Below are 14,249 nucleotides of genomic sequence, written 5' to 3'. Positions count from 1 at the left end.
ATGAAATGAGGCCGCATTTGAGTTTAGGAATGAAAACACCAAACCAAGTGCACAAAAAAAGCCAGGAGCAAAAGCTACTGGCCTTCAATTAAAACCGTCAACGTATTTTAGGACGGGACATGTAATTTAAGAGTTTTATACCAATTAGCTTAATTAAGTGATCTATTTTTCGCTAAGAAAATTGTGTCGATAACAAGGCAAAAATTTCGTTGTTTAGTTGTTCCCACTAATTGCTCTTGCATTGCTCTACCTCCAGCATCCATGCAGTCGTATATCAGAAATTATTAACGCAGTTAGCGTCAGGTTTAATCCTTCAAATCGATTAAGTATTACTGCGTGTTGATATTATATATTCTAAAAATAAAAAAACCGCATTAATAAAATGCGGTTTGTAAATATATAAACTAAAACTATTTTTAATTATTAAAAATAACCACGAACACCAAAGCGGAAGTTTCTGCCAGGTAGTGGGGCTTTATCTTTAATAAATGAGCTATGCACAAAGCCTAACTCATCAGTAATGTTATCCACGTTTATATAAAGCTGTGCATCTACACTGCCTAAACCTAATTGGTAATTCGCTTGTGCATCAAATAACGTATAGCCGTCCGTTTTTGTTTCAAATGCAGTTACATCGTTTTGATCAAAGTAATGAGTACCCGTCAGTGTTAGTTGTAAGTCACCTAAATCGTACTGTAACTCAGAGCCTAATTTATTGGCAGGGATGCGCGGTAAATTGCCTTCGTCGTCTTTTAGTTTTGCACGAGTTGAGTCACCAAATACTTTAACCATAGCGCTTGGGGTTACTTGGTAATGTGCGTCAAACTCAATTCCATAAAGCTCTGCGTCTTTACTTGTAAACTGATAAACCGCAACAGCATCGTCATGTGCACCAATAGCTGATTCTAAACCATCTTCTTCATCGTAAACTAAACCCGTATTTTCTTGGAAATAAAAGTTTTTAATATCGTTATAGAAAAAGTTAACGGTGTAACCAAAATCACCGCTAAAACGCCTAAAGCTTAAATCTAGGTTTGTTGAAGTTTCTTGCTTGATATTTTCTGGCTCAAAATGCGCTTCATTATCTTCAATGTTGTAACCAAGACCTAGCTCATAAGTGCCAGTTGCAATGTGTAAACCATTTGATAAAAGCTCTGCCGAAAGTGGTGCTCGTTCTGAATGAGAAATACTTGTCGCAATACTATGACCCGGCTTGTACTGCCAAATGGCACCGGCAGAGGCGCTTAAATTGGTAAAGCTTTTATTGTATCCAATAGTTTCTTCGTCGCTATGATCTATTTCTACTTCATCGTGGCTATGTTCGTGTGCCGTGATTTGGCTTTCAATTTTGTAATCTTCTACACGTGCACCAAGCTCTATTGTCACGTCGCCAAATTCACGCTCTTCTAGTAAATATAATGCGTTAGTTGTAGTTACACTCGCGGGTGTAAATGCTTCTTCACCAATTGCATCGTAGTCAGAATCGCTGTAGTGATAGCCCATCATTCCGTGCCAATTAGCAAACTTATGCTCTACATTTAAACGTGCTTCAGTCGTTTTATTTTTAAAAGTAGTACCAATTTCGCCATCTTCAATTTCGCTGTGTGAATAATCTGTATAGCCAACACGTAGGTTGATGGTTTCAATCCAGTTATTATGAAGAGCGTAACTTACAAGCCCTTGCCAGCGGTCTTGCTCTAAATGTGCGTAAACTGGCTCTTCAGCAGCTTCATCTTCATGTTCTGCATGCTCTTCTTCAGTTTCACCTTCGTGATCGTGATGATGCTCATGCCCAGGAATACCGTAATCAGTATCAATGCTACCGTAAGAAAAACCAATCGTTAAGTGATCGCCAACATAGCTGGTACCAAAGTTGAGTGTTTCGCTATCAATAAAAGTATTTTCTACCGAGCTTTCGGTTTCAACATCGCCATCATCGTCGGCAATAGTAAAGGTCGGTGTTTGGTAATCATCGCCGCTGCGCTTAGTACCATCAAAATGAAAGTTAAAGCCTTCATTACCTGTTTCAAGTTTTGCAGCTACGGTGTTTGAATTTGACACCGTATCGTGGCTGTATTCAGCAGCGCCTGTAAGCTCGTCGATATTGCTAGTAGGAATACGGTTATCAACCACGTTTACAACGCCACCAATTGCACCAGAGCCATAAAGTAGGGTACTTGGACCGCGCAACACTTCAATTTGCTCTGCCGCTAGGCTGTCGCTTGATGTCGCGTGGTCTGGGCCAATTCGCGACGCATCGCTGGCATCTAATCCATTTTGTGTGATTTTAACGCGAGGGCCATCTAAACCACGAATAATTGGGCTTGATGATACAGGGCCAAAGTAACTTGCATTTACGCCTGGTAAACCTTTAAGAGTTTCGCCAAGTGTTGGTTTAGATTTATTTCTTAATTCATCACCAGATAGCACACTTACAGGAGAAATCATTTCTAGGCTGTTCTTATGAAGTGCAGAGGCATAAACAACCACTGTTTCAACCGATGTTGGTTTAAGTGACACAGACAGATTATTTGAAGATTCGGTAACAGTAATACGAGAGTCTATGTAGTTGTCTTTACTAATATGTAATTGGCTGTTTGCATCTATATCGATAGCAAACTCGCCTAAATCATTACTTTTAACGCTTTGGTTTTTGCCATGCACATGGATAGAGGCATTTTTAATTGGTTGATTTTTATCATCCATTACTTTACCAGTAACGGTTGCAGCCAAAGCTGATTGAGAACATAAAACAGAAAAAATAGCAGAGGAGATTAATGTTAACTTTGTCATGGATATATTGGTTCGTGGTTATTATGTTGTGATATAATATAACACCGCAAAATTAGCGAATCAACAATGTTATAGTATAACTTTTAATTTTGCGATGAATAATCTAAAAATGACGATTAAGCCAATATTATAAAAATTCAAATAATAGGTTTGTGAATAGAAAACTTGTCTATTTGACCGAAGAACTCATAGCGCTAACCGGTAAATCTATGTATTTAATAGCGGCTATCTATCATTATCGCATCTAGTTTATGCTGCGCTCTTGTCTGATTTGTTATATCTACAGATTCAATCATTTCGCATTCGTCGCGGATCATCTCTGAAATAAGACTAGGGTAGTGGCGGCAGTCTTCTGGGCGGTCGAGGTAAATGCTGCAGGTATACATGTTTTTAGCGAGAGGATCTTTTTTAGGCGCAATTTCTAAAAATGGGCACACTTGAAGTCTTAGGCCTGTTTTTGGGTCAAACCAAATTTCGTTGTTTTTAACGTATTCATAAATTTCGGGGTTAAAGAGCTCCCATAAATCTATTTCCTCTTTCGTTGCGCTTAAATCGCCGCCGCCATATTTAATACAGCATTTACCACACTGGTTGCATTCTTTCATAATTTGCTAATTTAGTTGGCTGTTAACGAGTTTAAGTTAGTTATTAGTGTAGCACCAAATTTATTATTAACGCTCTACTGAATTTACCCATCCTTTAATTTTTGGGTGTGTAAACAATAGTTAGATACAATAACTTAAGTTAAAACCCTTTGTTACATTTTATATAGTACAGGCTTTATTTAATGGTTTACTCTAAAGGTAGCGAAAAATGTTACAAACCCCGCTTGAGCAACTGTGTGATTGTTAAATGTTGCTGAGCGCAGATACCTAAGCAGGGCGTTATTATGAAGGAGGCTATCACTAGGTTAAAAACAGAATTTAATGCAAAGCTATTGTATTGGAACAATCTTAAAAGTAGCAAAGCTAAAGCGGTAATCATCCTATTATTTTTAGTTGTCATTGCACTTAAAGTGTTTACGACCATTTTTACGTTGGATTGGGTTGCAAGTTTATTCAGCGTGTAAGTTTACCAAGAGTAATTGCGATAAAGTTTAATCACAGAGTGTTTAACGCCTACGCGATGTTCATTATTAATGTATTATTACGCTATACACCAAATTAAATAAATCAGTTGTTTAAATACGTTTTATAATGACTGTAATGATACATTTTAGCTAAATTGAGTGAGTAAATGAGTTTAGCTGCATTAAAGGATAACCAGTGATGATGAATACAAAAGTATATAAAGCGGTACATGATCTAGCAGAAGATTTAATGGCGGCGGCTAACAAAAATAACCGTGAAAAGTTTGAGTCGTTATTTGCTCAATTAAAAGCTATTTGTATTGAAAACGAAAACACCTCAAAAGATCACCCTGTACAATGGGAAACTTTAGCTGATTTTACCGAAGAGTTAGAAGAGGCAATTACTACTTACGAAAAAGCATTAGAAAAGTCGATTGCGATTAATAACAAAGATCACATGTCGTCGGTTTCTTTTTCAATGGCTACATTACAGCTTGAGCTTGGCCAAAAAGATGAAGCTATTAAAAACCTTCAAAATGCTAAAGTCAGCGCCAATAAAATTGAAGACAAAGAGCTTAAAGCTGAAATACACGACCTACTAGAGTCGCTTATTGAAGAAGAAGGTTAAATACATAAAAGCATAACTTATCCATATTAAATGTGATTTTTGTGGATTTAGCTTGAGCTTAATAAAGCGCTGATGGTTTCTAGCCTCAGCGCTTTTTTATGTTCGCTATAAATACTAAACCAAAAGGAAAGGCTTATTATTGAGCTAGCTTATTCATAAAATCGACAATGTACTTTGCAATTTCTACTGGTTTTTCTTCAACGCTAAAGTGCCCTGAATCGAGTAAATGCAGTTCAGCGTTCGGTACATCTTTTAAGTATGCTTTAGCGCCTTCGGCTATAAACGCAGGGTCGTTTTTACCCCATATGATTAACGTTGGTGGTTGGTACTTGCGTAAATAAGCTTGCCACTTTGGATAGTCGAGAAGGTTGTTGTAGTAATCTTGTAGCAATTGCACTTGAATTACTCTATCGGCTTTGGTTTGTAAAAAGTGAAGATCATGCGTCCAGCTATCTGGGCTCATCACTTCTGGGTTACTTTGTACGTCTCGTAAATACTGCTTATTAATAATGGCTTGTTCAGACGTGAACGAATAAATTTTATCTTGCTGAGCTTTCGAACTATCTTCATTCGCGGCTTTAAAAAATGCTTGCCTCGGTAGGGTTAGCCCCTCTAAATACGCATTACCATTTTGTACAATAAGTGCATCAAGTTTATTAGGATTATTTAACAACATTCTAAAGCCTACAGGTGCTCCAAAGTCTTGTATATATAGGCTGTAGCGCTTTATTTTAAGCGTTGTTAGTAACCCTTCAACGTATTGAGCTAGTAATTCAAAAGTATATTTTTGAGTTTCTGGGTTTGGGCGTTCGCTGTATCCTGAGCCTAAATAATCGGGTGCAATTACATGATAACGACCTGATAAAAGCGGGATCAATTCTCGGTAGCTGTGTGAAGACGACGGATAGCCATGTAAAAGCACAATGGTTTGCTTATGCTGGATGCCAGCTTCTCGGTAAAATATCTTTTTACCGTTTACATTTGCATATTTGTAAGCGGTTTTTGAAGGCCATACAGCATCAGCGGCATATACCTGAGCGGTAAGCGTAGACATTGAAACTAATAAAAACACAATAAATGAGACGATGTGAGCAGGTTTTACTTTAAGGCTTTTTTGTATATCTGGGGGCATAAGTAAACTCGTTATTTTTGGTAATGACGCTTTATTTATTTACCAGACCTGTTATTTACACATTTATATTCAGATAATAACGTTGTAGTTTCACAGCAAAGAAGTGTACAGCAGGAGTAAGTGAAGCTTTGGACCTTACAAGATACTGATGAGCCAACAGTGGGCTAGGGCGTTAGCTCTTTATTGGCCGCTTTTTTGTATTTGAAATAGCTTATTAAATAAACGGCTATTGGAATCGTTGGGCTTAAAAATATGTGAGGATGGAAATAGATACCACGTTCGTCATATAGAAACACATATAACACGAGCGCAAACGTTGAAGGTAAGGGGAAGATTATTGCACCGTGCCCAACAGCAGCAAATAGTGTCCACGAGAAAACACTAGGCCAAATCACTGCTCTGATGTAAGCACCTTTATTAGTCGCTTTAGCCTTTTTAGCGTAATTACGTGAAACAAAATAAGATATTACCGTTGGAAACAAAGTTAAAATGATACTTAGCAGTATAAGCATAGTGATTCAATTCCTTTTGATATTATTTGCATAACCCAGTTTTTCACAATGTGTTAATTGGTTTGGGTTAATACCGTTTTTAAAGCAGCAATTTGCTTAATTTCATCAGCTGTTAATGCTTGATATAACCTAGGATAGGGCCAACCATAGCCCCATCTGAAAGTCGATGGTATATAAGGGCTGCCACCAAATCGAACTCCAGCAAGCATAATGTTCGCTATACTCGTTTCGCCGGCTTCAATAACACACTGTTGCAAGGCTTTATCTGCTTCTAAACGTTGCCAATAAGTGCCACCTTGCCAGTAGGCGTAGTCGTGCGCTTTACAACATGCAAGCCACAACTTTTTATCTTTTGTCGTGCCGTCCGGAAAAGCACTACAGCCATCTGATGTGAACGGTTTTATATTTTCAGCATTTACTGTATTACTTAATATGACCAGTAAGACAATGGAACTGAAACGCATTATTTTCATACGAAAGAGTGTATTAGTAAAATTATACATGATTTTAAGTGTTACTATTTTAGTTACAAATAATAACACTTTAAAAAGTATAAAAAAGGTTTTTACTGTTTATAGACCGGTTATGCTTATATGATAATTTTGATTTAGAGCTTTTTGTTTAGATATTTTATGCGTTCTATTTTCTTCGCTAGTTGCGAGGTGTTAATACTAAAAGTGCTGGTTAAAAAATTTACTACAATATTAGATTAAGGTTTACACATGGTGTGTTGCATTTGTACTTTAGGAGAGGAGCTGTGCTAGAACAAATAGAAAATTGGATTGACGCTACAAATTTAAAATACAGTAGTCAAAAAGTGAGTTGTGATAAATTCAGTAATGAATTTTATGGTTTTATCCTGCCGAGTTTTTAAAAAACGCGTATTACGTTGTTGTAGACCAAATACCAAAGCCAGACTTTGCGGGTCTGCGAGAAATGGGCCTAGGTGATTTTGTCGATATGGACGCGGCGGGTATAACGTATAAAAATACCTATTATCTACTTCCTGAGGTTGCAAAAGATTTGAGGGTTCATTTTCATGAGCTTGTGCATGTAGCGCAGTGGCTTAAACTTGGTCCAGACGCGTTTATGATGCGTTACATTAGTGAAATCCAACATGTAGGATACAATGACGCTCCGCTTGAAAAAATGGCATATGCGCTGGATACGCAATTTGCAAGTAAAGGCAATAAAATAGACGTGCTTAGGCACGTAGCCCAAACGCTGTAACTCAATTTTAGGTTGAAAGGAGTTTATATGTACAGAATTATTGGGTGTTTACTTACTTTAGCGTGTATTAATAGTAATGCAGCATCGTTTGAAGAAGATATTGTTTCAGCTCTGCTTGAGCGTACAACTCATGATGTGTCTTACGACGGCGCTTATCGCTCTATTGGCTACCCTGGTGGGGATGTACCTAAAAATATAGGTGTGTGCACCGATGTAATAATTAGAAGTTACAGAAAGTTGGGGATCGATTTACAGAAACTCGTGCATGAAGACATGCAAAAAAACTTTGCGCTGTATCCATCTAAACGTATTTGGGGCTTAACTAAGCCTGATAAAAATATAGATCACCGACGTGTTCCAAATTTACAAGCTTACTTTGAGCGCCATGCAAACGTATTGAGTAAATCCAACAAAGTGAGTGATTATAAAACCGGCGATATAGTAACGTGGATGTTACCAGGTAATTTACCTCATATAGGTATGGTGATTAATGAGTTATCTCAAGATACGGGTAACCCACTTATTGTGCATAATATAGGGCGTGGTCCGCAAAAAAGCGATATGCTTTTTGATTATAAAATTACCGGACATTACCGGTTCGTTCCACACTATTGATAAGTTTAATAAACGATAGATGTAAGAATTGATTTTTATTTCAGATCAATACTTACATTGCCATTGGGTTTACAGCAGCACAGGAGTATTTCGCCTTCGCGCACAAACGCAAGTGGCTCTTCGTTATATTCAACACTACCTGACACTAACGTTGCTCTACAAGCGCCGCAGTAACCTTCACGGCATTGGAATGCGACGTCTATTTTCATGGACTCTAAGCACTGTAAAAGAGAAGGGCAGCCAGCGGTAAATTCTATACACTGGCTGTTTTCTGCAAGCGTTATGCTTGCAGTAGACTTGTCACTCATTATAAATCAAAATCACCAAATTCTGATGCATCAACTTGAGAGTCTATTTGACCAACAAGGTATGAGCTAATTTCTGCTTCTTGAGGCGCTACTTGCACGTTATCAGACACTAACCACGAGTTTATCCATGGGATAGGGTTACTGTTATTTTCAAACTGTGCTGGCAAGCCAATGGCAGTCATACGTGCATTAGTAATGTATTCAACGTACTGACATAAAATATGTTTATTTAAGCCAATCATTGAACCATCTTTAAATAAATACTCAGCCCACTCTTTTTCTTGCTCTGCAGCATCAACAAACATTTTAATCGCTTCGTCGCGGCATTGGGCTGCAACAATCGCCATTTCTGGGTCATCTTTACCGTCTTGCATAATGTTTAAAATATGCTGAGTACCCGAAAGGTGAAGTGCCTCATCGCGCGCAATAAGCTTGATGATTTTAGCGTTACCTTCCATCAATTCACGCTCAGCAAACGCAAACGAACATGCAAAGCTTACGTAAAAGCGAATCGCTTCAAGAATATTTACCGACATCATAGCTAGGTATAGTTTCTTTTTAAGCTCAAACAAATTCACGATAACAGTTTTACCATTAATCTCGTGCTTGCCTTCACCGTATAAATTGTAAAGCGATACAGAGTTGATTAAGTCGTCGTAGTATTTAGTTACGGCATCAGCACGTTCGCTAATTTTATCGTTGCTAACAATGTCATCAAAAATAAGTTCAGGTGCTTGTGTTACGTTACGGATAATATGTGTGTATGAACGGCTGTGAATCGTTTCACTAAATGCCCACGTTTCTATCCATGTTTCAAGCTCTGGTAGCGATACAATAGGAAGTAGGGCAACGTTTGGCGAACGACCTTGCACACTATCAAGTAGAGTTTGGTATTTTAGGTTACTTAAAAATATATGCTTTTCGTGATCGGGTAACGCTTGAAAGTCTAAACGGTCTTTACTTACATCTACTTCCTCAGGACGCCAAAAGAAAGACAGTTGCTTCTCGATTAGTTTTTCAAAAATTGGGTATTTTTGTTGGTCGTAACGAGATACGTTTACAGTTTGGCCAAAAAACATTGGCTCTTGCATTTGGTTATTATGGTTTCGGCTAAAAGTAGTATAAGACATGTTTATCACTCAAAAAACTATCAGAAAAAGCGGGCTAAATGCCCGCTTAAAATAAAAATCAGCAGTTATATTTTACACGCGCCGCCTTCACAATCATCATCTTCCACTTCTGGAGTATCTTCTTGCATATCTGAGGCACCATCACGAGTATTGTGGTAGTACAAGGTTTTAACACCTAGTTTGTACGCGCTTAGTAAGTCTTTTAATAAGACTTGCATAGGTACTTTACCGCCTTCGAACTTGTTTGGATCATAATTTGTATTTGCAGAAATTGTTTGGTCTACAAATTTTTGCATTATACCAACAAGCTGCAAGTAACCATCGTTTGATGGAATGTCCCACAGTAGCTCGTATTGATCTTTTAAACGCTCATACTCAGGAACAACTTGCTTTAAAATACCGTCTTTACTTGCTTTAACGCTAATATGTCCACGTGGTGGCTCAATACCATTTGTTGCATTAGAGATTTGCGACGATGTTTCTGATGGCATTAACGCACTTAGTGTTGAGTTACGCATACCGTGCTCTTTAATATTTGCACGTAGTGTATCCCAATCAAGATGAAGTGGCTCATCACAAATTTTATCTAAATCACGTTTGTACGTATCTGTTGGCATAATGCCTTGTGAATACGTTGTTTCGTTAAACTTAGGACAGGCACCACGCTCTTTAGCAAGCTCGTTTGATGCTTTCATCAAGTAGTATTGAATAGCTTCAAAAGTTTTATGTGTTAATGCATTTGCGCTGCCATCTGAATAACGCTTACCGTTTTTAGCTAGGTAGTATGCGTAGTTAATTACACCTATACCAAGTGTACGACGACCCATAGTTGCATTTTTAGCAGCCGGTACTGGGTAGTCTTGGAAATCAAGTAAGTTATCAAGTGCGCGTACTGCAAGTTCAGCTAGCTCTTCAAGCTCATCAAGTGATTCTATTGCACCTAAGTTAAACGCAGACAGTGTACAAAGGGCAATTTCGCCTTCTTCGTCATTTACGTTATTAAGTGGCTTAGTTGGCAATGCAATTTCTAAACATAAGTTAGATTGGCGAATAGGCGCGACTTTAGCAATGAACGGGCTATGTGTATTACAGTGGTCCACATTTTGTAAATAAATACGACCTGTACTTGCACGCTCTTGCGCAAACATAGAGAAAAGCTCAATCGCTTTAATGCGTTTTTTACGAATCGATTCGTCTTGTTCGTATTTTACGTAAAGCGCGTCAAACTCAGCTTGGTCTTCAAAAAATGCATCGTAAAGACCAGGCACATCTGATGGGCTAAATAACGTAATGTAGTCGTCTTTAATTAAACGAGAGTACATTAGTTTATTAAACTGTACGCCGTAATCTAGGTGGCGAACGCGGTTATCGTCTACACCACGGTTATTTTTAAGTACAAGTAGGTTCTCTACTTCTAAATGCCAAAGCGGGTAGAACAATGTTGCAGCGCCGCCACGTACACCACCTTGCGAACAACTTTTAACAGCTGTTTGAAAGTGCTTATAAAAAGGAATACAACCTGTGTGGTACGCTTCGCCGTTACGAATATGGCTACCTAGCGCACGAATTCGACCAGCATTAATACCAATACCTGCGCGTTGTGAAACGTATTTAACAATAGCAGATGATGTAGCGTTAATTGAATCAAGGCTATCGCCACATTCAATTAATACACACGAGCTAAACTGGCGAGTAGGTGTACGTACACCCGACATAATTGGCGTTGGTAGAGATATTTTAAATAACGATACTGCGTCGTAAAAGCGCTTAATGTAAGAAACGCGTGTTTCACGTGGGTAGTCAGAGAATAAGCTCGCTGCTACTAAAATATATAAAAACTGTGCACTTTCGTAGATTTCACCCGATACACGGTTTTGAACGAGATACTTACCTTCAAGCTGTTTTACAGCCGCGTAGCTAAAGTTAAGATCGCGAGAATGATCAAGATATGCATCAAGCTCGTCTAATTCTTGCTCTGTGTAATCTACTAATAAGTGAGCATCGTAGCGTTTATCGCCAACCATTTTTGTTACGTGGTCAAATAAACGTGGTGGCTCAAATTGACCGTACGCTTTTTTACGTAAATGGAATACAGCTAAACGTGCAGCTAAGTATTGATAATCAGGCGATTCTTTTGAAATCTGATCCGCTGCTGCTTTAATGATGGTTTCGTGAATGTCTTTAGTACGAATACCGTCGTAAAACTGAATGTGCGATTTTAATTCAACTTGCGAAACCGAAACGTTGCTTAAACCTTCGGCGGCCCATTCAATAACGCGATGGATCTTATCCAGATCAAGAGGTTCTTTGCGCCCGTCACGTTTGCTTACAGATAACTGTTGGTTCATTTGCCTGTATTCCTTGGGAATTATGTATTTTGACCAATGCTTTATGCCTCGCCGAAGCAAGGTACATACTCATTTATTATAGGTTTCACCGTATTGGCGAATTTAATTGAATAACATTTGGCCACAATATCTGGTGTTGTTCAATTTAGAGATCACAAGATAGTGTGGTCTGAGTTGTTTTGCAAGGGACATAATTGCCCCTGTTTGTGGATAACTTTGGGATAACGCATTTGTGTTAGTAGACACTCACCTTCGAACAATCATTTAAGTTGAAATATGCAAAAATCAACTAATGATCTGCTAAATTTACTCATTTTAAAAATAAATTTTGACTGCTTTTTTTATCAGCAAGCTTTGTGTGAAAACTAACACAATCACAATATATAGTGTTTATTAATTAACATAGCACTATATATGGTTTCAGTGCACTATCTAAGTGAGTTGTTTAGTGTTCATGGTTGAACGCTTTTATAAATAAAAAGCATAATTAGAGGGAAGATATAGAAATGGGCTAAAAGATAGCCCATTTAAATTTATACAAAGAGCATGCTGCTCAGTGTAATAATTTTAAAAATACCTATTATTACACTTTCTGATATTTCTATAGATAAACTGAACTTCAATTTTAGTTATCCTAAATCTGAGTTAGTCACTTGCTGAGAATATAAGAATAAGTTACGCTCAAACTTCCAAACTTGGGCACTTTCTTAAAACTCGAGCAAGTGTCTTTGCTAACATCATATTCAAAATTTGAGTATGGTGTTAGCCCCTCCACTTAATTGAAATATCAATCCCATCAAAGTGTTAATAAAACTCTAATGTGGTCTGAGTTGTTTTGCAAGGGACATAATTGCCCCTATTTGTGGATAACTTCGGTATAGCGTATTTGTGTTAGTAGACGCTCACACTTAAACGACCACTCAACCAAAGGCGTTTAAAAAGTAAACTAATGATCTGCTAAATTTACGCATTTTAAAAATAAATTCTGACTGCTTTTTTTATCAGCAAGCTTTGTGTGAAAACTAACATAATCACAATATATAGTGTTTAATAATTAACATAGCACTATATATGGTTAAAACCATCAATTGGGCTTAGCCAGTTAAAATTGGCTTCCCAAGCTATCGCTTCATCTTTACTTGGGATGTAACCCCAAAGTGCCGTTGCGGTATGCATACCTGCCGCTTTGCCTGCTTGTATGTCACGTTGTGCATCACCAATGTATAAACAACGGCTTGGTTCTACCTGCATAAGCTTTGCACAATGTAGCAGTGGTAGAGGTGATGGCTTCGCTTCAGCTAATGTGTCGCCACTTATTACCACACTGGCATTTTTTAATGCGGGAATAGCTGCCACTAAAGGATCGGTTAAAAACCCTGGTTTATTAGTCATGATCCCCCATTTGATCTTTTTCTGATCAAGGGCGATAAGTAACGATTCAACTCCGCTGAAGCAACGTGTGTGATTTGCTATGTTTGTGGCGTACTCGTCAACTAATTGCTTTATAAGCTCGCTTTGGGGTTGTTTAGCCCATAATTCTTTAAAACCAGCCTCTAATAATGCGCCTGCGCCGTTAGATGCCGCAGGACGGTATATATCACTACTAACAGGTTCTATTTTATTGCTAATAAGAACTGCGTTTAAAGCGGCACCTAAATCATCAGCGGTGTCGAGTAGGGTGCCGTCTAAATCAAATAAAAATGCATCGTACTCAATAAGGGGTAGGGGGGCTTGAGAGTTAGCCATTAAGCTAACTTCTCAAAATAAAGTATGTAATTTACGCTAACGTCACTATTGAGCGTATATTGCTTTGATAGTGGGTTATAAGAAAGCCCTGTACTTGCACGAACTTTTAAACCGGCTTGCTCTGCCCATGCAATAAGTTGTGCAGGCTTTATAAACTTTTTATGGTCGTGTGTACCTTCAGGCACCATTTTTAAGAGTTTTTCAGCGCCAACAATCGCGTATAAATATGCTTTAGGTGTTTTGTTCAGGGTTGAAAAAAACACGTCCGCGCCTGGTTTGGCAAGTGCAGCTACAGCATGAATGATAGATGCTGGGTCGGGAACGTGCTCAAGCATTTCCATACACGTTATTACATCAAAGCGCTCAGGGTACTGTGTTGCAAACTCTTCTGCAGGCACTTTTATATAATCTACATTTACGCCAGTTTCTAAACTGTGCAACTTAGCAACGGTTAGAGGCTCTTGGCCCATATCGATGCCAGTTACTTTTGCACCCATACGCGCCATGCTTTGGCTTAAAATACCGCCGCCACAGCCAACGTCGAGTGCTTCTTTATCGAATAAGCCTTGCGTTTTGTTTGCTATAAAGTCTAAACGTAACGGGTTAATTTCGTGAAGAGGTTTGAATTCTCCGTCTAGGTCCCACCAACGCTCAGCGATGGCTTCAAATTTTGCTATTTCTGCGTGATCTACATTTTGATGTTCGGTCATAAAATACTTCCTCGTCAATCTGAGGCCA

The 14,249-nt window shown here is 38.3% G+C and carries 11 protein-coding genes and 1 pseudogene; 3 read left to right on the top strand and 9 right to left on the bottom strand.

All coding sequences use genetic code 11. The annotated features are described in order from the left end of the window. Positions 1–423: 423 nt before the first annotated feature. Both I6E70_RS12135 and I6E70_RS12130 read right to left on the bottom strand, forming a co-directional pair. Positions 424–2,793: a TonB-dependent receptor gene (locus tag I6E70_RS12135; RefSeq protein WP_197188806.1), complete on the bottom strand. Its 2,370-nt coding sequence runs from the start codon at positions 2,791–2,793 to the stop codon at positions 424–426. Positions 2,794–3,008: 215 nt separating this feature from the next. After that, entirely contained in the window at positions 3,009–3,398 is a 390-nt protein-coding gene (locus tag I6E70_RS12130) for a YkgJ family cysteine cluster protein (protein WP_024590141.1), read from the bottom strand. A gap of 663 nt (positions 3,399–4,061) precedes the next feature. Between I6E70_RS12130 and I6E70_RS12125 the strand changes: the two genes are divergently transcribed. Beyond that, on the top strand, positions 4,062–4,490 hold the full coding sequence (locus I6E70_RS12125) for a hypothetical protein (RefSeq protein ID WP_007586178.1): 429 nt from the start codon (positions 4,062–4,064) through the stop codon (positions 4,488–4,490). A gap of 136 nt (positions 4,491–4,626) precedes the next feature. Here I6E70_RS12125 and I6E70_RS12120 read toward each other — a convergent pair whose 3' ends face one another. Both I6E70_RS12120 and I6E70_RS12115 read right to left on the bottom strand, forming a co-directional pair. Further along, the gene (locus I6E70_RS12120) at positions 4,627–5,622 is read right to left on the bottom strand and encodes an alpha/beta fold hydrolase (RefSeq protein ID WP_197188805.1); all 996 of its coding nucleotides are present in this window, start codon (positions 5,620–5,622) and stop codon (positions 4,627–4,629) included. A 565-nt stretch (positions 5,623–6,187) separates the two neighbouring features. Further along, positions 6,188–6,598 (bottom strand): hypothetical protein, encoded by a 411-nt coding sequence (locus tag I6E70_RS12115; protein WP_024597258.1) that lies wholly within the window; start codon positions 6,596–6,598, stop codon positions 6,188–6,190. 293 nt (positions 6,599–6,891) lie between these two features. Between I6E70_RS12115 and I6E70_RS12110 the strand changes: the two are divergent. Both I6E70_RS12110 and I6E70_RS12105 read left to right on the top strand, forming a co-directional pair. Beyond that, positions 6,892–7,364, top strand: a pseudogene (locus tag I6E70_RS12110) (hypothetical protein). A 27-nt stretch (positions 7,365–7,391) separates the two neighbouring features. Then, positions 7,392–7,979: a DUF1287 domain-containing protein gene (locus tag I6E70_RS12105; RefSeq protein ID WP_197188804.1), complete on the top strand. Its 588-nt coding sequence runs from the start codon at positions 7,392–7,394 to the stop codon at positions 7,977–7,979. 35 nt (positions 7,980–8,014) lie between these two features. Here the strand turns inward: I6E70_RS12105 and yfaE are convergent, their stop codons facing one another. From yfaE to ubiG, 5 genes are all read right to left on the bottom strand, one after another. Beyond that, positions 8,015–8,287, bottom strand: a complete 273-nt coding sequence (yfaE, locus tag I6E70_RS12100; RefSeq protein WP_024590148.1) for a class I ribonucleotide reductase maintenance protein YfaE — start codon at positions 8,285–8,287, stop codon at positions 8,015–8,017. After that, the gene (gene nrdB, locus I6E70_RS12095) at positions 8,287–9,417 is read right to left on the bottom strand and encodes a class Ia ribonucleoside-diphosphate reductase subunit beta (protein ID WP_007583038.1); all 1,131 of its coding nucleotides are present in this window, start codon (positions 9,415–9,417) and stop codon (positions 8,287–8,289) included. The genes yfaE and nrdB overlap by 1 nt, the downstream gene beginning before the upstream one ends. A gap of 65 nt (positions 9,418–9,482) precedes the next feature. After that, on the bottom strand, positions 9,483–11,765 hold the full coding sequence (gene nrdA, locus I6E70_RS12090) for a class 1a ribonucleoside-diphosphate reductase subunit alpha (RefSeq protein WP_010552863.1): 2,283 nt from the start codon (positions 11,763–11,765) through the stop codon (positions 9,483–9,485). A 1,065-nt stretch (positions 11,766–12,830) separates the two neighbouring features. Further along, the gene (locus I6E70_RS12085; RefSeq protein WP_007583042.1) at positions 12,831–13,511 is read right to left on the bottom strand and encodes an HAD family hydrolase; all 681 of its coding nucleotides are present in this window, start codon (positions 13,509–13,511) and stop codon (positions 12,831–12,833) included. Beyond that, positions 13,511–14,221, bottom strand: coding sequence for a bifunctional 2-polyprenyl-6-hydroxyphenol methylase/3-demethylubiquinol 3-O-methyltransferase UbiG (gene ubiG, locus I6E70_RS12080; RefSeq protein ID WP_169043589.1), 711 nt, complete (start codon positions 14,219–14,221; stop codon positions 13,511–13,513). The genes I6E70_RS12085 and ubiG overlap by 1 nt, the downstream gene beginning before the upstream one ends. Positions 14,222–14,249: the final 28 nt, after the last annotated feature.

Source organism: Pseudoalteromonas sp. NGC95, from assembly GCF_015864705.1.
In the GTDB taxonomy this organism is placed as follows: Bacteria; Pseudomonadota; Gammaproteobacteria; order Enterobacterales; family Alteromonadaceae; genus Pseudoalteromonas; species Pseudoalteromonas arctica.
This window is presented reverse-complemented; position numbering and strand designations above follow the sequence as displayed.